Source organism: Dickeya sp. MK7 (genome assembly GCF_000406305.1).
GTDB lineage: Bacteria > Pseudomonadota > Gammaproteobacteria > Enterobacterales > Enterobacteriaceae > Dickeya > Dickeya fangzhongdai.
Window position 1 is genome coordinate 783,806 of record NZ_CM001984.1, and the last position, 18,757, is coordinate 802,562.

Here is an 18,757-nt window from a genome sequence, read left to right on the forward strand (position 1 = left end):
GCGCCGGTCTATTTTTGCAGCAGCAACCGGATGCCCAGCGCCGCCATCACCGTACCGCTGAGGCGGTCAAATAACGTTCTGAACCGCAAATAGGCGCCGCGCGGCCCGCTGGAAGACAGCAACAACGCCACCAGCGCATACCACAGAAAATCGATCACGAACGCCAGCAACGGCAACGCCACGTACATCCAGCCCGCAATGTGCTGGCTGAGCAGCGCGGCGAACACCCCGCCGAACACCAGCGCCGTATTCGGGTTGCTGAGTTGCGTCAACAGCCCCAGCCGAAAGGCGTGCGTCTGAGGCGGCTCGTGGCCGCTGTGCAGCGCTGGCGCGGCGTGGTCTGGTCTGGCGCGAAACAGGGTAAACGCCAGATACAGCAGGTAAATCCCGCCGGCGATTTTCAGCGTCTGATATAACCAGGGCACCGCCAGCAGCAGCGATTGCAGGCCCAGCAACGCCACCAGCGCGAAGATGGCTGCGCCGACGCCCATCCCCAGCGAGACGGCGAGACTATTGCGCCGGGATGAAGCCAGCGCGGTCCGCGCGACCAGAATGAAACTTTGCCCCGGACTCATGGCGCCGAGCGCCAGTACTCCGCCGATGGCGGCGATAGCCAGTATGTCACTGCCCATTCCCTGCTCCTTGGTTGTGATGGATAGTTATCTTTATCCTCTCTTTTGGAATTGGCGTAAACTGACGCGATTCAACAGGTATCCAGGATAAGGACTATGAAACTACGCGCCACGCTGCTGGCGGGCTCGGTATTACTGGCCGGGTGTGACCTGAAACCGGCCGCAGAGCCGGTGAACCCGGTACTGGCCGGGCTTTCCAATATCTTTGGCTTTGATGCGCTGCGGGGAAAGGTCAAACGCTTTACGCAAACCCAGACCGATGAGGCCGGCAAGGTGACGGCCTATGTCGAGGGCGAATTTGATGCCGAAGGGTGCCTCGCTGCGCTGCGTACCTATCAGCCGTCGATGAATCTCGACCTGGATCTAGTGCGCGATGGGCAGACGCTGGTGGAGCAGAGCGATCGTCAGGCGCTGTTTCAACTGACGGATCACTGCCAACTGGCGAAAACCACCGATGGCCGCCTGAGCTACCGTTCGAACGACCAACACGCCATCGCTGAGGTGGTTTACCGCGATAAGCCGACGCCGCTGGCGAGCTATCGCTACGACGATGACGGCTTCCCGGTCAGCATGACGTTTGTCTCGCCGGAAAACGGCAACGTGACTAAGGTCGAGATGCGCAACGATGCGCCGGCGCAAAAACGGCTTGATGCCACCGTTATCGTGACGGAAAACAACGAACAGGTCAGCGTGACCCGCACCAGTTGTCAGTATGACCAGCATTTCAATCCGCGTTTGTGTCAGGTGCTGGTCTCGAACGGCAAAGGCGCTGCGCAAACGGTCACCACTCTGACGCATACCACCAAAATCGAGTATTACTAGGCTGCGCCTTTTCTTATGCGTGGAGCCGCTATTTAGCGGCGATCGTTTAATGCGACGACCGCGATTCTGCGTGACCGCCGCCGCGGTCATTGCCGGTGAATGCGCTCATTGCGCGTGGATGCAACCATTGCCGTGGGTTGAATACAGCCGGCGGTTTGCCGGTGCGGCCCGGATGCGGGCCGCGACTGGCGTTCAGGGGGTAACGTGGAAAAAATCGACGTCGGCGCGGCCCTGACCGTGCTGTTCCGGTAACGACAGCGCATACAGCCCGATTTTGGCGCCCACCCATTTCCCCGGCCCGGCGGCGAAAGGCTCCCCGACCGGGGTAAAACCGCCGTCAGGCGTGCGCCACGCGAACTGGCAGCGTGCGTTCGGCAGCACCGTCACCCGCAGTTCAAGCGTGTGCGCTTCCTCAAAAGGCAATGTCGCTCCGGCGTACTGGCGCAGTTCCTGTGCGTCGGTCATCCAGCCATAGCCGTTTGTCAGCGCTACGCCGTCCGCCGTTTTTTCCAGCCCCAGAAAAGCGAAGCGCTCGCCGTAGACGATCAACCCACAGCGATCGCCCACGTTTTCCAGCGTTGCCCGTAGCCGGGTGGTGACCGTAAAGGTCTCCGCCGGAAATTTCTGCATCAGCAGGTTAGGAACGTCATACCAGGACGGCACGCCATGACGCTGTGGCATCGGCTGGCACCACAGCCGTAGTCCAGGTCGGCGCAGTTCGTACCAGCCTGCATCGGGGTTGGCCTGCCATTGCCACTGCAAACCGAGCCGGTCGGCCGTGAAATCGTCAGACGTCGCCGGCTGGGCGCGGATGTTGTTTGCTCTGACGGCGGGCATGGCCGCTTCCGCCACCGGCTCGCCCGGGCCGCCGTCGCCCGATGGCGCGCCGATCAGCGGCCAGTCATCCTGCCATTGCATCGGTTGCAGGTGCACCACACGGCCGTAAGCGTGGCGATCCTGAAAATGCACGAACCAGCTCTCGCCGTTTTCCAGCTCGACCCAGCCGCCCTGATGAGGGCCGTTAACGGCGGAAGACCCCTGATGCAGCGCCACGCGCGCCTGCCACGGCCCCTGTAGCGATGCGGCGCGCAGCACCGTCTGCCAGCCGGTGGGCACGCCGCCGGCCGGGGCAAAAATGTAGTACCAGCCGTTGCGCTTGTAGAGTTTCGGGCCTTCCAGCGTTGGCTGACTGGCGGTGCCGTCGACGATAATCCGGCCTTCATCCAGCAGTTGATGGCCGTCGCTGCTCATCCGGCACAGTTGAAGCTGGTGCTTGCGCCCGCTGCGGCTGAAGGCAAAGGCGTGAACCAGCCAGGCGCTGCCGTCGTCGTCCCAGAATGGACAGGGATCGATCCAGCCTTTGGCTGCCTTCACGCAATGCGGTGCGCTCCAGTCGCCGCGCGGCTCGTCGGTCTGACACATGAAGATCCCTTCGTCCGGCGTGCTGAAAAACACCCAGAATTTCCCGGCATGGTAACGGATGCTGGGCGCCCAGACGCCTTTTCCCGGTTGAAACCGCTCGTAGCCCGGCAGGTCGAAACGCGCAAACACGTGGTTGATCAGCGTCCAGTTCACCAGATCCCGCGAATGCAGGATCGGCAGCGCCGGCATGTGATTAAAACTGGACGACACCAGATAAATGTCGTCGCCCACCCGCACGATATCGGGGTCGGAATAGTCGGCGAACAGAATGGGGTTACGGTAGCGGCCGTCGCCCCGATCCGGGTTCCAGGGGGATGTCATCGGTGAAGGTTCCACGTTGTTCTTCTCCTTAACTGTCAGGCCACGCCGCGCGGGGTCAGGTGCGGATTGACGCCGTCGTCCTGCTCTGGCGCCGGCTGCGGCGCGGCATGACGGCGTGCGAGGTCGGTCTGGATCTGTTCCATAGTCTTGTCATCCAGTTTATAGAAACGCGTTAGCCAGTACAGAATCAGGTAGGACAGCGACGGGCCGATACTCAGCAGGCCAATGATGCCGGTGGTGGCAAGCGATGTCTGGGTGGGCGAACCCGCCACATAGCCGAACCAGCCCAGAGCGAACCCGACCAGCGCCCCGGCGACCGCCATTCCCAGCTTGAGAGCGAACAGATTGCCGGAGAAAGACAGGCCGGTGATGCGGCGGCCGGTTTTCCATTCGCCGTAGTCGGCGGCGTTCGCCATCATGTTCCACTTAAACGGCTGATACATCTGGTGGAAGAAACCGACCAGGAAATACAGCGGAAACACCACGGCAAGCCAGGTGGGCGGCACAAAAAACAGCACCACACCGGTAGCGACCAGCAGCAGGTTGATGTTTTTGAACAGGCTGAGGCTGCGGTAGCGTTTGGCGAAATAACCGGCCAGCATGGCGCCGATAATGGTGCCGACCACGCTGGTGGTGATAAACGCGCTTTTCATCGCGGTGCCGACGGCACCAGTATGTGCCGGGTCAACCATCAGGTAGGTGGCGTAGTACAGCGTGGCGGCGCCGCGCATCACGCCGGCCATACTGGAGAAAAAGGTAATGACGGCGACGATGCGCCACTGGTCGTTGCTCAGCAGATTTTTCACATCGTCCCAGACGTTCTGCCCTTGATCCACCTGTGGATTGATTCGCTCCTGCGTAGTGAAAAAGCAGAAAATCAGCATGATGACGGCCAATACGCCCATCACCGCCATGGTGCCCTGATAGCCGAGCTGCTTATCGCCGCGGCCGATCCAGTCCACCAGCCACAGGGTTCCCACCGACACCAGCAGCCCGGCGGCGGAAGAGATGGTGAAGCGGTAAGACTGGGCGGAAAGCCGGTCTTTTTCGTCGGTGGTGATGACCCCGCCCAGCGAACAGTAGGGAATGTTGATAAAGGTGTAGAACATCATCAACAGGGTGTAGGTGATGTAGGCGTAAACCAGTTTCCCGCTGCCGGCCAGGTCCGGCGTGGTGTAGGTCAGTACAGCAATGACGGCGTACGGGACCGCGAACCAGATCAACCAGGGGCGAAAATGTCCCCAGCGGGTGCGGGTTCGGTCAGCCAGCAGGCCGATCATTGGGTCGACGACGGCGTCCAGTACGCGGGTTACCAGAAACATCACGCCCACCGCCGCCGCGGAAATGCCGTAAATATCGGTATAAAAATAGGTCAGGAACATGGTCACAGAGGAATAGACGATGCCGCAGGCCGCGTCTCCCATGCCGAAACCGATTTTTTCCGCCGTGCTTAACTTGTTATTGTTAGTCATTGGAAACTCCGATGATGGATAAAAGCAGCGTTTGCTTTGTTCCCGCGTATTGTTGTGGTTAGTTGAACGGGTGACTATTGCGGAATTTCTTATGCCGATTATGTTTACTGGTATCTGTTATACCGCTCACGAATTTGTGGAAGAAGAGCAGACGATATACGGCAGTGATAGGTTTTTTTGCTTTTAAATACAGCCTATTAACCTGTCAGTCAGGTGGTGGGGTGGTATAACAATGTGGTGGCCGTTGGCTGGTCCGCTGACCGCTGGCAGCCTGCGAACCGCCGGGAACGGTTATGCCGGTCAGGCGCGCCCGGCAACGATCCGGTTAGCGGGTCATGATGGCGTTTGCGGCGGCGAAGCGGTGCCGCGAGCGAAACAGGAAACCGGCCTGACCGCCATTCATTCCGGCGTCAGCCATTCGTCGGCTTCGTTAAACATCTCTTCGATAATCCGGTTAATGGTGGATTTATCCTGTTTGCTGGCGTTGGAATTAATGGCGTTGGCTTGCATCGGTTTTATTTTGATTTCCGCGTCTGGAAATACCCGATGAATGCGTTTGGCGAGTTCGTTTTTAATCTGCTCCGCCGCGTTGGGTAACCCGCTCACGTTTCTTTTATCGTAAACCAACTCTACGTACATTAGCTGCATCTCCATGAAAAATACTGGCTAAATATACAGCATTGGTTCAAAGTTCTGCAATCGGTTTTTTAGGATCAGCCAGCGATCGTTTTTTCCATATAAACGCTAAGCGGATCGTCGTCATAGGGAAAAAATGGCCCGCGCTGGCGATAGCCATGACGCAGATAGAGCCGGATCGCCTGCGGCTGATGTATGCTGGTTTCCAGCCGGATCACCCGACAACCCGCCAGACGCGCATGCTTTTCCAACTGGCGCATCAACAACCATAAAACTTTTCAACCATAAAACTTTTCAACCATAAGACTTTTCAGCCATAAGACTTTTCAGCCATAAGAAGGAGTAACGCATGACCACATTACGCGTGGCGCGGCCGGTAACGGACCTACAGCGCAGCGAGCGGATGTACTGTGACGGGCTGGGGTTGCAGAAATTAGGCTCCTTTGCGCAACACGGCGGCTTCAGTGGTGTTATGCTGGGTCGGCGGGGGCTGGCCTGGCACCTTGAGTTTACCGTTTGTCATACTCATCCGGTCATGCCAGCGCCGACGGAAGACGATTTACTGGTGCTGTACGTTTCCGACCATGAAGGGTGGCAGACGTCCTGCGATCGCATGGTGCAGGCCGGGTTCAGCGTAGTGGCGTCATTTAATCCTTACTGGGAGCGGCAGGGCAAAACTTTCCGTGATCCCGACGGTTACCGGGTAGTGTTGCAGCAAGGGCGCTGGCCGAATGCCGACTTATAACGAAGAGAATAACCATGTATATCATCAATCTGACATACAACGCGCCGCTGGATGAAGTGGAAAACTTGCTGGAACGACATGTGACCTGGCTGAAACGGGGATATGAACAAGGCGTGTTTGTGGCGTCCGGGCGTAAAAATCCGCGTACCGGGGGGGTGATTTTGGCCAAGAGCGTCGAACGGGAAGAGCTGGAGGATTTTCTAAAGCAGGATCCGTTTCAGGCGGTGGCCAACTACGAGGTGATCGATTTCCAACCGTCCATGACCGTTGATACCTTCGCGGCCCTCAGCCGCATCTGAGTAATACGCTCCGGTATGCGCCGCGCGCGCACCGGAGCGCATCCATCACTCGCGCACCGAGCTTTGCAGATTACTATCCTGCGCGTGGCGCTCCAGCGCCAGTTCAATCAACTGGGTGATCAGGTCGGTGTAGTTGAGGCCGCTGGCTTCCCACAGTTTCGGATACATGCTGATGTTGGTGAAACCGGGCAGGGTGTTGACCTCGTTGACGATGACCTGCTGGTCCGGCGTCAGGAACACGTCTACCCGCGCCATACCCTGACAATCCAGAGTCTGGAAAGCCCGCAGGGCGATATCGCGGATATGCTGGTGCACCTCGTCGTCCATCGCCGCCGGAATCGCTACCGCCGCACCATCTTCGTTGATGTATTTGGTGTCGTAGGAGTAGAACTCGTCGTGCAGCACGATTTCGCCGCAGAGGCTGGCTTTCGGATAGTCGTTGCCCAGCACCGCGCATTCGATTTCACGGCCGACAATCGCCGATTCCACCAGCACTTTATGGTCGTAGCGGAACGCCAGATCCACCGCCCGCTCGAATTCCGCCTGATTGCGCACCTTGCTCACGCCGACGGACGACCCCTGATTAGCCGGTTTGACGAACAGCGGCAGCCCCAGTTGTTCGGTAACGTCGTCATAAGGATGGCGGGCGCGGTTGGCGCGGGTCAGGGTGACGAACGGCGCCACCAGCAGGCCGGCGTCGCGCAACAACCGTTTGGTGACGTCTTTGTCCATGCTGACGGCGGATCCCAGCACGCTGCTGCCGACAAACGGAATGTTCGCCATGCGCAACAGCCCTTGCAGCGAACCATCTTCGCCCAGCGTGCCGTGAACGATCGGGAAAATGACGTCAATCTGCGACAGCGCGCTGGCGCTGGCGGTATCGATCAACTGATGGTGGGTTTGGCCCGGGATCAGCGCCACGTTCTGACTGGTGCGGTTCAGGGCGATCAGCGCCGGGTTATCGGCGTTGAGCAGATAGTTGGAGGCGTCGTTGACGTGCCATTCCCCTTGCTTGTCGATGCCCAGCAACACCACGTCGAACCGCGTTTTATCAATGGCGTCTACAATGTTTTTTGCGGACTGCAGTGACACTTCGTGCTCAGAGGATTTACCACCAAAAACCACGCCAACCCGAATTTTACTCATATCACTCTTTCCATTATGGATCGTTGTACTGTTTACCGCTTGATAAGACGTCATTTGACCTGTGGTTGCAAGAGTATCACTTCATGCCGCAACGCGGGACTTTTTTCCGGCCGGCGGCGGCGCCTTTCCGGTTCTGGCGCAGAAATTGCTCATCCGGAAGACATGCGCAACAGGAGAAGGGTATGCGTACCGGTTCAACGTCGCTCGCAGTCAGGCCGCTGCAGCCCTGGTTTGTGATCAATGCTGCTGAAGATTACCTGAAAAAGGCGCTTATCGACTCGCCGATTGCGCATTTTTACTGTTTTTCCGTGGCCAGAGAACAGCCGGTGACGCTGGCGGTGCCGGACGGCAGCGTGGATATTCTGTTCAACATCAATCGCGACGCGCCGTTCGGGCGGGTATGCGGCAGCACCGAGGCGGCGCAGGCGACCCGACTCAGCCCGGGAGAACGTTATTTCGGCGTACGCTTTATGCCGGGCGTGATGCCGGCGTTGCTGGATCTGTCCGCCGGCGAACTGGCCGGGCAGGAGGTCGCGTTTCAGGACGCGGCGCCCGGCGCCGGGCGGCTGGTGGAGCGGCTGGCCGACAGCCGGGACTTCGGCGAGCAGGTATCGCTGTTTCTGGCCTATTTTTCCCGCCAGATGGGTAGGGTTTCTCCGCCGTTGCTGTTGCAGATGATCGATCTGATCATGGCGCATGACGGTGTGATCCGGGTTGAACAGCTGGAGCGGAAAACCCTCTATTCCGCCCGTTATATCCACCGGCTGTTTCACGATCACTGCGGCATGTCCACCAAGGCGTTTTGCCGCACCATCCGCTTTCAGCGCGCGTTGTCGCTGCTCAATCAGGGCGAGGCGCAGAACATGGCGATGCTGGCCCAGCGGCTCGGCTATGCCGATCAGTCGCATTTCCTGCGCGAATTTAAAGACTTCGCTTCCTGCTCGCCGAAAGCCTATCTGGCGGGGATTCAGGCCATTCGTTATCAGCACCGCATCCGGCAGTGTTGACGTCTTTGCGCGGGTGCCTTTTTTTAGTGCGAAAATGCACCAAAACAACGCCGGTTCTGCACCGTGGCCTGTGCCGATTTATTCTATTTTCCTACCCCGCCATCCCGCTATAAACAGCTCACAGAACGTTTTTCTTTCTTCATCAATCAGAGTTGAGCGAGGGTGTTATGGCGGATGCAAAACAGGTTGTGCCGGGGTTCTATACCATTGACGAAGCGATCGCGCTGGATGGCAAAACAACGCGGGAACTGCAATTGACCCACCTGAACCGCATGCGGTCGCTGGATGGGCATGCCAAGTATTTCGTACGGGCGGAAGGCAGCACCTTTATCGACGACAACGGCGACAAGCATCTGGATATGATCGGCGCGGTTGGGGTGGTGACGGTCGGCAACAACAACGAGTTCGTCTGGTCCTGCCTGCAGAAGTGTTTCGACAATCGCCTGTTCATGATGGGCGCCATCTCCTACCACAGCGTCACGGCGGCGCTGGCGCATAACATGGCGCTGCTCTCGCCGCAGGGCAAACTCACCAAAATGGGCACCGCCACCGGCGGCGCCGAAGCCATCGAAGGCATGATCAAACTGGTGAAGCTCGGCACCCGCCACAAGCCGGAGAAAACCCACCTGCTGGCGACGCTGGGCGCGTTTCACGGCAAGACCTCCGGCGCGGTGTCGCTGGGCGGCAAGGACAAATGGCGCTTCGGCCAGCAGCCGACGCTCGGCAACATCGACCATGTGGCCTACGGTTCGGTCGACGAACTGGCGGCGGCGCTCTCCACCGGTAAGTACAAGGCGTTCGTGGTCGAGCCGATTCAGGGCGAAGGCGGCATTCTGGTGCCGCCGGCGGGGTATCTGAAGGCCGCGCGCGAGCTGTGCGACCGTTACGACACGTTGCTGGTGCTGGATGAAATCCAGTGCGGCGCGGCGCGTACCGGCACGTTCTGGTGCTGCGAGCACGAAGACGTGGTGCCGGATTGCATCGTGTTCGCCAAAGGATTGTCCGGCGGGCTGGTGCCGTTCGGCGGTTACCTGTGTACCGAAGCGCTGTACGAAGCGGCCTACGGCACCATCGAAACCTGTTATCACCACACCGCCACCTATCAGGAAAATACCCTCAGCGCGGCGGCGGCGTTGGGCGCGTTGCAGTTCATCGTTGAAAACGATCTGTGCGGCATGGCGACGCGTAAAGGCGAGCGCATGATGCAGCGGTTGCGCGAAGTACAGGGGCGCTACCCCGGCGTGATCCGCGAGGTGCGCGGCAAAGGGCTGATGATCGGCATGGAATTTTGCCCGATGCCGGAAGCGCTGCGCGCGTCGCTCGGCGACTACTACTCCGCGCCCATTGCCGGCCTGATGGTGGAGAAATGGCGCATTCAGGTGAATTTCACCATCAATAATCTGGCGGTGTTCCGCTTCCTGCCGCCGCTGACCATCACCGACGAGGAGCTGGATTACGCGCTGGATGCGTTCGAAGCCTCGGTAGCGCAGGTGGTGGAGCAGGTGAAGGCCGCCGCCCTGTCGGCGACGCCGGCATGAGAGGTGACGCCATGAAATTCTCTTATCGACAACCGGTCAACCTGTGCTTTGGCCGCGGCGAGTCGCAGCGGGTCGGGCAGGTGGTGGCGCAGCTGGGCCGCAAGGTGCTGCTGGTGACCGGCACCGCCAGTTGCCGCAAAACCGGCCTGCTGGACCGGGTGACGGACGCGCTGGCGGCCAGCGGCGTGACCTGTTTTCTGTTTGAACGCATCGAGTCCAACCCGCTCAGCACTACGGTGGATGACGGCGCGCGGCTGGCGCGTATGCACCAGTGCGACGTAGTGCTGGGGGTCGGCGGCGGCAGTGTGATGGATGCCGCCAAAGCCATCGCCTTCATGGCGAAGCATACCGGTTCGGTGGTCGAGTATTTATCCGTTCCCGCCCCGGCGGGCGACGCGCTGCCGCTGGTGCTGATGACTACCACGGCGGGCACCGGCAGCGAAGGCAACTGCGTGGCGGTAGTCACCAACCCGGCCACCCACGACAAACTGGTGTTCGTCAGCCCGGCGCTGTTCGCCCACACCGCCATCATCGACCCGACGCTGATGGTGACCCAGACCCCGGCGATGGTGGCGTCTACCGGCTTTGACGCCATGAGCCACAACATCGAAGCGCTGGTCGGGCGCTATGTTCAGCCGATGACCGCGATCATGAGCCGGGAAGCCATCGGCCTGCTGGCGCGCTATCTGCCGCGCGTCTGGCGCGACGCCGGCGATCTGGACGCCTGGGATCAGGTGTGCTGGGCCAATACCCTCGGCGGCATGGCGATTGGCCTGTCGGCCTGCGGCTTGCCGCACGCGATGGAACACCCGCTGAGCGGGTTGTACAACATCACCCACGGTCAGGGGCTGGCGGCGCTTTATCCGGCGCTGATGGCGTTTTCCTGGCGCGACAACGTAGCCGGGTTTGCCGCGGTGGCGCGGGCGATGAGCGACGATGTCGCGACGCTGAGCGAAGAAGAACAGGCTCAGCGCAGCATCGTGCTGGTCCGGCAGTTGCTGGGGACGCTGGCGCTGAACTTCACGCTGCGGGATCTGGGCGTTGATGAGAAAGACATTCCGTGGATGGCGGACAACTGCGTGCAGACGATGGGCTTCAGCCTGCAGCAGAACCCGCGCATCGCCACGCGGGATGAGGTGGAAGCCCTGTACCGGGCCTGCCTGTAACACAGCCATGTAGACACAACCATGTAGACACAACCATACGGACGCACTGCCGCCGGCGCGGCGGTGACGTCCTTCAGCTTATCAACCCGCTGCGAGATCGCGAGGGCCGAAATGAAAGAGAATCAACTGAAAAAGAACAGTCTGGGGCTGTGGTCTTTGGTGTTTTTCGTGGTCGCGGCCGCTTCGCCGTTGACCGGGGTGATCGGCGGGTTGCCGGTGGCGATGTCGGCGGGCAACGGCGCGGGCATTCCCGCCATGTATGTGCTGGCCGGGGCGATTTTGCTGGTGTTCTCCTTTGGCTATATCGCCATGAGCCGTTATGTGACCAACGCGGGCGCGTTTTACAGTTACATCGCGCTGGGGCTGGGGCAGCGCACCGGCGTGAGCGCGCTGACGGTGGCGCTGCTGGCCTATTTCGCCATCCAGATCGCGGTGGTGGCGCTGTTCGGTTTCTTCAGCCAGATGTACGTGCAGGATCATCTCGGCGTCAATTTTCCCTGGTGGGCGTACAGCGGCGCGATGCTATTGGTGATCTGCTATCTGGGGATCGAAAGCGTGGAGATCGGCGGCAAGGTGCTGGGCATTCTGATGCTGCTGGAAGTGGGCATCGTGCTGCTGACCGACGTCGCGATCCTGTGGTCGCACGGACCGCAACCGCTGACGTTCGCCTCCTTTATGCCCTCGGTGATCCAGCAGGGCAATCTGGGGATCGCGCTGGTGTTCACCATCGCCGCCTTTATTGGTTTCGAATCGACCGCCATTTACGGCGAAGAGTGTCGGGAGCCGACCAAAACCATTCCCCGCGCCACCCTGCTGGCGGTAACGTTAATCACGTTGTTCTTCGCGCTGACCAGTTGGGCGATGGTGCAGGCGTATGGGCTGGATCAGGTGCGCGAGCAGGCGCTCAACAATCCGGGGCGGTTCGTGTTCGACGTCGCCAGCCGCCTGCTGGGGCCCTGGTCGGAGCAGGTGATGTCGCTGTTGCTGATCACCAGCCTGTTCGCCGCCGCGCAGGCGTTCCACAACAACATTTCCCGTTACCTGTTCAGCATCAGCCGCGACGGCGTCCTGTGGTCGAAGATGGCGCGGGTGCGCGGCGACAAAGGCACGCCCTACGTCGCCAGCCTGGTGCAAACCCTGATGATGCTGACGCTGCTGTTGGTGCTGGCGGCGAGCGGCGCGGACCCGATGATGCATATCTTCGCCTGGGGATCGGCGGTGGCGACGATGGCGATCCTGCTGCTGCAGGGCGGGGTATCGGTGGCGGTAGTGATGTTCTTCCATCGCGCGCCCCATTATTCGGCGTCCGCCTGGAGTCGCCTTTGGGCGCCGCTGTGCTCGGCAGTCTTGATGGGCGTGGCGTTGCTGATGGTGAGCGACAACATGGACGTATTGAGCGGGTCTTCGTCACAACTGGTGTTCTTCATCCCGTGGGCGGTGGTGGGGATGGCGCTGGCGGGGTATCTGTTCGCCTGCTGGCCCCGGCAAACGGGGCGCGCCTTCACGCTGGAGAACATGGATTCACAGGGATAACGGCGGAACATGCCGGGGAGAGGCGTCCTGCCGGGGAGAAGAGTCCCCGGCATGCGCTGTTTTTTCAATCCAGCAGCGGACGAGGCTGCCTGTCCAGCCGGCCGCTGAGCGTGATCAGCAGCAGCGCCGCCGCGACAATCACCGCGCCAATCCACGGGGTTTGCGCCAGTCCGCCGCGGGCGACCGTCTGCCCGCCAATCACCGACCCCAGCGCGATGCCGACGTTAAACGCCGCAATGTTCAAACCGGAGGCGACGTCCACGGCGTGGGGCGCATACTGTTCGGCCTTCTGCACCACATAGACCTGCAGGCCCGGCACGTTGCCGAATGCGAACACCCCCATCGCCAGCACCGTCGCCAGCGCCGCGTATTGAATAGATGCCGTGAACTGGAACACCAGCAGCAACAGCGCCAGCGCGGCGAAGATAAATGTCAGCGCCGGCACCGCGCCGTGGCGATCCGCCAGTTTGCCGCCCCAGAGATTGCCAATCGCCACCGACACGCCGTAACCCAGCAAAATCCAGCTTACGGCGGCCGGGCTAAACCCTGCCAGATCCTGCATCATCGGCGCCAGAAAGGTGAAGGCGGTGAACACGCCGCCGTAACCCAGCGCGGTAATCGCGTAGATCATCAGCAGCCTGGGGTGAGTCAGCACCTGCAACTGCGCTTTCAGGCTGGCGATGGCCCTACCGGGGATGGTGTTCGGCACCAGCATCAGGCTGCTTAACAATGAAATCACTCCCAGCGCCGAGACGGCCAGAAAGGTTTCGCGCCAGCCGGCGTGCTGGCCGATGAAGGTACCCAGCGGTACGCCGGTCACCAGCGCCACGGTCAGTCCGCCGAACATGATGGCGATCGCCGAGGCGGCTTTTTCTTTCGGCACCAGACTGGTGGCGATGGTGGAGCCAATCGAGAAAAACACGCCGTGCGCCAGCCCGGTCAGCAATCGCGCCGCCACCAGCGTGGCGTAGTTGGGGGCCAGCCAGGCCAACAGGTTGCCGGCGGTGAATAGCGCCATCAGCCCGACCAGCAGCGGTTTGCGCGGTAGCGCGCCGGTCAGCGCGGTCAGCACCGGCGCGCCCACGGCGACGCCCAGCGCGTAAATGGAAACCAGCAGTCCTGCCGAGGGCAGCGAGATCGCCAGTTGGTCGGCGATGGTCGGCACCAGGCCGACAATCACAAATTCGGTGGTGCCAATTGCAAAGGCACTGATGGTCAGAGCCAGTAACGCCAGCGGCATAATTATCTCCATAGAACGGGGTTCGAATAATGGCGAACAGTATGGAGAACTGCTTAAATAACAAAAATAGCTAAAATCTCAATGGAATTTTGCTGGAGAAGCAAAAATGAAGGCGACCTCGGAAGAGCTGGCGATTTTTGTCTCGGTGGTGGAAAGCGGCAACTTCAGCCGGGCGGCGGAACAGCTCGGGCTGGCGAACTCGGCGGTGAGCCGGGCGGTGAAAAAACTCGAAATGAAACTGGGGGTCAGCCTGCTGAACCGCACCACGCGGCAACTGAGCCTGACGGAAGAGGGCGAGCGCTATTTTCGCCGGGTACAGCAGATATTGCAGGAGATGGCGGCGGCGGAAACCGAACTGATGGAAACCCGGCGCACGCCGCGCGGTCTGTTGCGTATCGACGCCGCCACGCCGGTAGTGCTGCATCTGCTGATGCCGCTGGTCAAACCGTTTCGCGAGCGTTACCCGGAGGTGACGCTGTCGCTGGTGTCGTCGGAGACGTTTATCAACCTGATTGAGCGCAAGGTCGATGTGGCGATCCGCGCCGGAACGCTGACCGACTCCAGCCTGCGCGCCCGCCCGTTGTTTACCAGCTATCGCAAGATCGTCGCCTCGCCGGACTATGTGGCGAAACACGGCGCGCCGCAGCATGTGGATGCGCTGGCGCAGCATCTCTGTCTGGGGTTTACCGAGCCGGTATCGCTCAACACCTGGCCGGTGGCGCGCGCAGACGGTCAACTGTATGAGATTGAGGTGGGGTTATCATCCAACAGCGGCGAAACCCTTAAGCAACTGAGCCTGACGGGCAACGGCATCGCCTGCCTGTCGGATTACATGATTGACGGGGAAATCGCCCGCGGCGAGCTGGTGGAACTGCTTGCCGATCGGCGCCTGCCGGTGGCGATGCCGTTCAGCGCGGTCTATTACAGCGACCGCGCCGTCAGCACCCGCATCCGGGCGTTTATCGATTTTCTGAGCGAGCAGGTGACGCGGTGAAAAAGCAAAAACCGTCCGGCGTGCGGCAAGGCGGCACGGGCCTGACGGCTATTCGCCAGAACCGGATTACCGATCCCACTCCGGCGCCAGCCCGTCCGGGCTAACCAGTCGGCCATGGCGTTCCAGCGCGGCGATGGCCGCCATATCGTCGGCATCCAGCGTCAGCGTTGGCGCCAGCAGGTTGCTTTGCAGGTTCTCGCGTTTTGTCGATGACGGGATCACGGCGTAACCCAGCGCCAGCGCCCAGGCCAGAACCACCTGCGCGGGCGTGGCCTGATGCTTCGCGGCGATCGCGCCAATGACCTCATCCTTCAGCGCATTGCCGTAGGCCAGCGTCATATACGAGGTGATATGGATGCCGTGCGCACGCGCCCAGTCCGCCACGCGGCGATTTTGCAGGTACGGCGACAGCTCTATCTGGTTGGTGGCGATTTGCCCGGCGCCGACGGCGTCAATCGCCTGCTGCATCAGCGCGATGGTGAAGTTGGACACGCCGATTTCGCGCGTCAGCCCCTGCTGTTTCGCCTCCACCAGCGCCTGCATGGATTCCGCCACGCTGACGGCGTTGCCGGGCGACGGCCAGTGGATCAGCGTCAGATCCACATCATCGGTGCGCAGCTTATGCAGGCTCTGTTTCAGGCTGGGGATCAGTTTTTCCCGGCTCAGGTTTTCGGTCCAGATTTTGGTGGTGAGATATAACTCGCCGCGCGGCACGCCGCTTTCCGCCACCGCCTGACCCACCGCCGCTTCGTTGTCATAAATCTGCGCGGTATCGATAGCGCGATAGCCCAGCGCCAGCGCATCTTTGACCGATGCGATCACCACCTCGTCTTTAAGGCGGAACGTACCTAACCCGAATGCAGGAACTGCCATGATTGACCTCGTTTGTCACAGGAATAAGGCGGAGAATTATCACGAGGCGCGACTCTGTGAAAAAGGTGAACAAATGCAGAGGTTTTTTGCTGCTGCGGCAATAATACGGCGGAAGACCGGCGGTACAGGTATAGGAACGTAGCGGCAGAAAAGCTGAGACGGAAAAAAGCCCGGCACAACACCGGGGCTCCTCTGACTTAAATCGATAATGGATGCAGCAGTCAGGCGCTTTTCTGGCCTTCTTCGCGCTGGCGCAGGCTGTTGCCCTGACGATAGGCCAGCGACACCATCAGCGACTGTACCAGACACAGCGTGGCCGACTGGGAGCGGAACGCGTCCACCTGCGCTTCTTTTACCACAAAGCACACATCGCTGAGCGTCGCCAGCGGGCTTACCTGACTGTCGGTGATCACGATCTGGCGCGCGCCCGCGCTGGCGGCCATTTCGCTTACCATCACCGTTTCCTGCGCGTACGGCGAGAAGCTGATCGACACCACGATGTCTTTGGCGTTCAGGCGGCACAACTGCTCGCGGAACATGCCGCCGAGTCCGTTGACCAGCACCGGGCGGCTTTCCAGATGACTTAGCGCGTAGGACAGGTAGGTGGCGACGCTGAACGAGCGCCGCAGCCCGACGATGTAGATCGTGTCGGCCTGCGCCAGCAGGTCGACCGCTTTTTCCAGGTCTTCCGGCTGGGTGCGCGCCGCCAGTTGCTGCATCGCCTGCGCGTTGGAACGGGCGAATTCGTGCAGGATGTCCTGCGGACGTTCCGGCACCGTGTCTTCCATCTCCCGAAATAGCCGCGCCCGATCGGTGTAACTGGCGGTTTCCTCCACCAGATTCATGCGGAACAGCTGTTTCATTTCATTGAAACCGCTGAAATCGAAGGCGTTGGCGAAGCGGATCAGCGTGGAGGGCGGTACGTCCGCCTGCTCGGCAATCACCGCCACGGTGTCGAACGCCACGCTGTTGGTGTTGTCCAGCACGTAGCGCGCCACCTGCTGCAAACGCTTGCTCAGGGAGTCGTACCGCGCGCGGATCTGCTCCTGTAATTCTCTCAGGCTGGTCGCCATAGCCATAGTGTTGTTCTCCGTCATCCCGGCGGGATGCTGTTGATCCGATTCTAGTGAGTTGAACCGGCATTTCAAACCGATTTGTCATTTTTTCGGTGAAAAATAGAATGAATAATTCAGTTTTTCTGTGCGTTACCGGCTGATGAAACCGCGTAAAAAGCCGGTTAAACGCTGGTTACCTGCCGTTTACCGGAAAATCTATCCTGGATCACAATAATCAACATTTGTTTTATTTCTTATTAAAATGGAATTTTTATTTCATATACAGTAAGGCGATATCAGCCATCTGTCACCCTAAACCCCTGCAGAGGTGTAACCATGGAAACCGTATCCAATTTCATTCACGGCGAAATCGCGCCCAGCCACAGCGCGCGCGTCGCGCCGGTGTTCAACCCGGCCAGCGGCGAACAGATTCGTCAGGTGGCGCTGAGCAGCGCCGATGAGGTGAAGCAGGCCATCAGCGCGGCGGCGGCGGCGTTTCCCGACTGGGCGAAACACTCGCCGCTGCGTCGCGCCCGCATCCTGTTTCGTTTCAAAGCCCTGCTGGAAGAGAACCTGAACACGCTGGCGCGGCTGATTTCCGAAGAGCACGGCAAAGTCTATTCCGATGCGGTGGGCGAACTGACCCGCGGGCTGGAGGTGGTGGAGTTCGCCTGCGGTATTCCCCATCTGCAAAAAGGCGAGCACTCCGCCAACGTCGGCACCGGCGTGGACAGCCATTCGCTGATGCAGCCGCTGGGGGTGTGCGTGGGGATCACGCCGTTCAATTTCCCGGCGATGGTGCCGATGTGGATGTTCCCGATCGCGCTGGCGACCGGCAACACCTTCGTGCTCAAACCGTCGGAGAAGGACCCGTCGCTGTCGCTGCTGCTGGCGAAGCTGCTGAAAGAGGCCGGGCTGCCGGACGGCGTGTTCAACGTGGTGCAGGGTGATAAAGAAGCGGTGGACGTGCTGCTGACCGACCCGCGCGTACAGGCGGTGAGCTTTGTCGGCTCCACCCCGGTGGCGGAGTATATCTATCGCACCGCGTCGGCTCATGGCAAGCGCTGTCAGGCGTTGGGCGGCGCCAAGAACCACTGCATCCTGATGCCGGACGCCGATATGGACATGGCCGCCAGCGCCATCCTCGGCGCGGCGTTCGGCGCGGCGGGCGAGCGCTGCATGGCGCTGTCGGTGGTGGTGGCGGTGGGTGATGACACCGCCGAGACGCTGTGCCGCAAGCTGGAGCAGCAGGTCGCCGCCATGCGCGTCGGCCCCGGCCTGGTCGACGGCAAGGAAAACGACATGGGGCCGGTGATTTCGGGCGCGCACCGCGACAAGATTACCGGCTATATTCAAAGCGGTATCGATCAGGGCGCCACGCTGCGGGTCGACGGCCGCGGACTTCGGGTGCCGGGACATGAGCAGGGCTATTTCGTCGGGCCGACGCTGTTTGACAACGTCACGCCGCAGATGCAGATCTACCGGGAAGAAATTTTCGGCCCGGTGCTGTCGGTGGTGCGCGTACCGGATTACCAGACCGCGCTGACCCTGATCAACCAGCACGAATACGGCAACGGCACGGCGATATTCACCCGCGACGGCGAAACCGCCCGCCAGTTCAGCGAAGAGGTGCAGGCGGGCATGGTGGGGATTAACGTGCCGATCCCGGTGCCGATGGCGTTCCACAGCTTCGGCGGCTGGAAGCGCTCCATTTTTGGCGCGCTCAACGTGCACGGCAACGACGGCGTGCGTTTCTACACCCGCATGAAAACCGTCACCAGCCGCTGGCCGGCCAGCGTGCGGCTGGAGCAGCACGCCAGTAGTTTTGTGATGCCAACGCTGGAGTAATTCCACCT

At 60.6% G+C, this 18,757-nt stretch carries 18 protein-coding genes; 9 read left to right on the forward strand and 9 right to left on the reverse strand.

Annotation, left to right across the window (positions count from 1 at the left end):
• Window positions 1-8 precede the first annotated feature (8 nt).
• Window positions 9-632 (reverse strand): LysE family translocator, encoded by a 624-nt coding sequence (locus DXXMK7_RS03615; RefSeq protein WP_038917903.1) that lies wholly within the window; start codon window positions 630-632, stop codon window positions 9-11.
• A 96-nt stretch (window positions 633-728) separates the two neighbouring features.
• On the opposite strand from DXXMK7_RS03615, the gene DXXMK7_RS03620 reads away from it, so the two are divergent.
• Window positions 729-1,454 (forward strand): YnfC family lipoprotein, encoded by a 726-nt coding sequence (locus DXXMK7_RS03620; protein WP_038917905.1) that lies wholly within the window; start codon window positions 729-731, stop codon window positions 1,452-1,454.
• 192 nt (window positions 1,455-1,646) lie between these two features.
• Here DXXMK7_RS03620 and DXXMK7_RS03625 read toward each other — a convergent pair whose 3' ends face one another.
• The 4 genes from DXXMK7_RS03625 to DXXMK7_RS03640 all read right to left on the reverse strand — a co-directional run bounded on the left by DXXMK7_RS03625 (window position 1,647) and on the right by DXXMK7_RS03640 (window position 5,565).
• Window positions 1,647-3,197: a glycoside hydrolase 43 family protein gene (locus DXXMK7_RS03625; RefSeq protein WP_038917906.1), complete on the reverse strand. Its 1,551-nt coding sequence runs from the start codon at window positions 3,195-3,197 to the stop codon at window positions 1,647-1,649.
• Between the two features lie 35 nt (window positions 3,198-3,232).
• Window positions 3,233-4,669, reverse strand: coding sequence for a glycoside-pentoside-hexuronide (GPH):cation symporter (locus DXXMK7_RS03630; protein ID WP_038917907.1), 1,437 nt, complete (start codon window positions 4,667-4,669; stop codon window positions 3,233-3,235).
• A 399-nt stretch (window positions 4,670-5,068) separates the two neighbouring features.
• Complete coding sequence (locus tag DXXMK7_RS03635; RefSeq protein ID WP_013316433.1) at window positions 5,069-5,308, reverse strand: DinI family protein; 240 nt, start codon at window positions 5,306-5,308, stop codon at window positions 5,069-5,071.
• Between the two features lie 74 nt (window positions 5,309-5,382).
• The gene (locus DXXMK7_RS03640; RefSeq protein WP_231348840.1) at window positions 5,383-5,565 is read right to left on the reverse strand and encodes an N-acetyltransferase; all 183 of its coding nucleotides are present in this window, start codon (window positions 5,563-5,565) and stop codon (window positions 5,383-5,385) included.
• An 89-nt stretch (window positions 5,566-5,654) separates the two neighbouring features.
• On the opposite strand from DXXMK7_RS03640, the gene DXXMK7_RS03645 reads away from it, so the two are divergent.
• Both DXXMK7_RS03645 and DXXMK7_RS03650 read left to right on the forward strand, forming a co-directional pair.
• Window positions 5,655-6,050 carry a VOC family protein gene (locus tag DXXMK7_RS03645; RefSeq protein WP_038917908.1) on the forward strand — a complete coding sequence of 132 codons (396 nt, stop codon included), beginning with the start codon at window positions 5,655-5,657 and terminating at the stop codon, window positions 6,048-6,050.
• A 14-nt stretch (window positions 6,051-6,064) separates the two neighbouring features.
• Window positions 6,065-6,349, forward strand: coding sequence for a YciI family protein (locus DXXMK7_RS03650; RefSeq protein ID WP_038662136.1), 285 nt, complete (start codon window positions 6,065-6,067; stop codon window positions 6,347-6,349).
• Window positions 6,350-6,394: 45 nt separating this feature from the next.
• Here the strand turns inward: DXXMK7_RS03650 and ddlA are convergent, their stop codons facing one another.
• Complete coding sequence (gene ddlA, locus DXXMK7_RS03655) at window positions 6,395-7,495, reverse strand: D-alanine--D-alanine ligase (RefSeq protein ID WP_038917909.1); 1,101 nt, start codon at window positions 7,493-7,495, stop codon at window positions 6,395-6,397.
• Between the two features lie 182 nt (window positions 7,496-7,677).
• Between ddlA and DXXMK7_RS03660 the strand changes: the two genes are divergently transcribed.
• From DXXMK7_RS03660 to DXXMK7_RS03675, 4 genes are all read left to right on the forward strand, one after another.
• Complete coding sequence (locus DXXMK7_RS03660) at window positions 7,678-8,502, forward strand: AraC family transcriptional regulator (RefSeq protein ID WP_038917910.1); 825 nt, start codon at window positions 7,678-7,680, stop codon at window positions 8,500-8,502.
• Between the two features lie 167 nt (window positions 8,503-8,669).
• Window positions 8,670-10,040 carry an aspartate aminotransferase family protein gene (locus tag DXXMK7_RS03665; RefSeq protein ID WP_038662126.1) on the forward strand — a complete coding sequence of 457 codons (1,371 nt, stop codon included), beginning with the start codon at window positions 8,670-8,672 and terminating at the stop codon, window positions 10,038-10,040.
• Between the two features lie 11 nt (window positions 10,041-10,051).
• The gene (locus DXXMK7_RS03670; protein WP_038917911.1) at window positions 10,052-11,206 is read left to right on the forward strand and encodes an iron-containing alcohol dehydrogenase; all 1,155 of its coding nucleotides are present in this window, start codon (window positions 10,052-10,054) and stop codon (window positions 11,204-11,206) included.
• 111 nt (window positions 11,207-11,317) lie between these two features.
• On the forward strand, window positions 11,318-12,739 hold the full coding sequence (locus tag DXXMK7_RS03675; protein ID WP_038917912.1) for an APC family permease: 1,422 nt from the start codon (window positions 11,318-11,320) through the stop codon (window positions 12,737-12,739).
• A gap of 64 nt (window positions 12,740-12,803) precedes the next feature.
• On the opposite strand, the gene DXXMK7_RS03680 is transcribed toward DXXMK7_RS03675, so the two are convergent.
• The gene (locus tag DXXMK7_RS03680) at window positions 12,804-13,979 is read right to left on the reverse strand and encodes an MFS transporter (RefSeq protein ID WP_038917913.1); all 1,176 of its coding nucleotides are present in this window, start codon (window positions 13,977-13,979) and stop codon (window positions 12,804-12,806) included.
• A gap of 106 nt (window positions 13,980-14,085) precedes the next feature.
• Here DXXMK7_RS03680 and yafC point away from each other — a divergent pair, with 106 nt between their 5' ends.
• Window positions 14,086-14,973 carry a DNA-binding transcriptional regulator YafC gene (yafC, locus tag DXXMK7_RS03685; RefSeq protein WP_038917914.1) on the forward strand — a complete coding sequence of 296 codons (888 nt, stop codon included), beginning with the start codon at window positions 14,086-14,088 and terminating at the stop codon, window positions 14,971-14,973.
• Between the two features lie 66 nt (window positions 14,974-15,039).
• Here the strand turns inward: yafC and dkgB are convergent, their stop codons facing one another.
• Together dkgB and DXXMK7_RS03695 are read right to left on the reverse strand one after the other, a co-directional pair.
• Window positions 15,040-15,846 carry a 2,5-didehydrogluconate reductase DkgB gene (gene dkgB, locus DXXMK7_RS03690; RefSeq protein ID WP_038917915.1) on the reverse strand — a complete coding sequence of 269 codons (807 nt, stop codon included), beginning with the start codon at window positions 15,844-15,846 and terminating at the stop codon, window positions 15,040-15,042.
• 221 nt (window positions 15,847-16,067) lie between these two features.
• Window positions 16,068-16,925 (reverse strand): MurR/RpiR family transcriptional regulator, encoded by an 858-nt coding sequence (locus DXXMK7_RS03695; protein ID WP_038917916.1) that lies wholly within the window; start codon window positions 16,923-16,925, stop codon window positions 16,068-16,070.
• Window positions 16,926-17,237: 312 nt separating this feature from the next.
• On the opposite strand from DXXMK7_RS03695, the gene DXXMK7_RS03700 reads away from it, so the two are divergent.
• The gene (locus DXXMK7_RS03700) at window positions 17,238-18,749 is read left to right on the forward strand and encodes a CoA-acylating methylmalonate-semialdehyde dehydrogenase (RefSeq protein ID WP_038917917.1); all 1,512 of its coding nucleotides are present in this window, start codon (window positions 17,238-17,240) and stop codon (window positions 18,747-18,749) included.
• Window positions 18,750-18,757 lie beyond the last annotated feature (8 nt).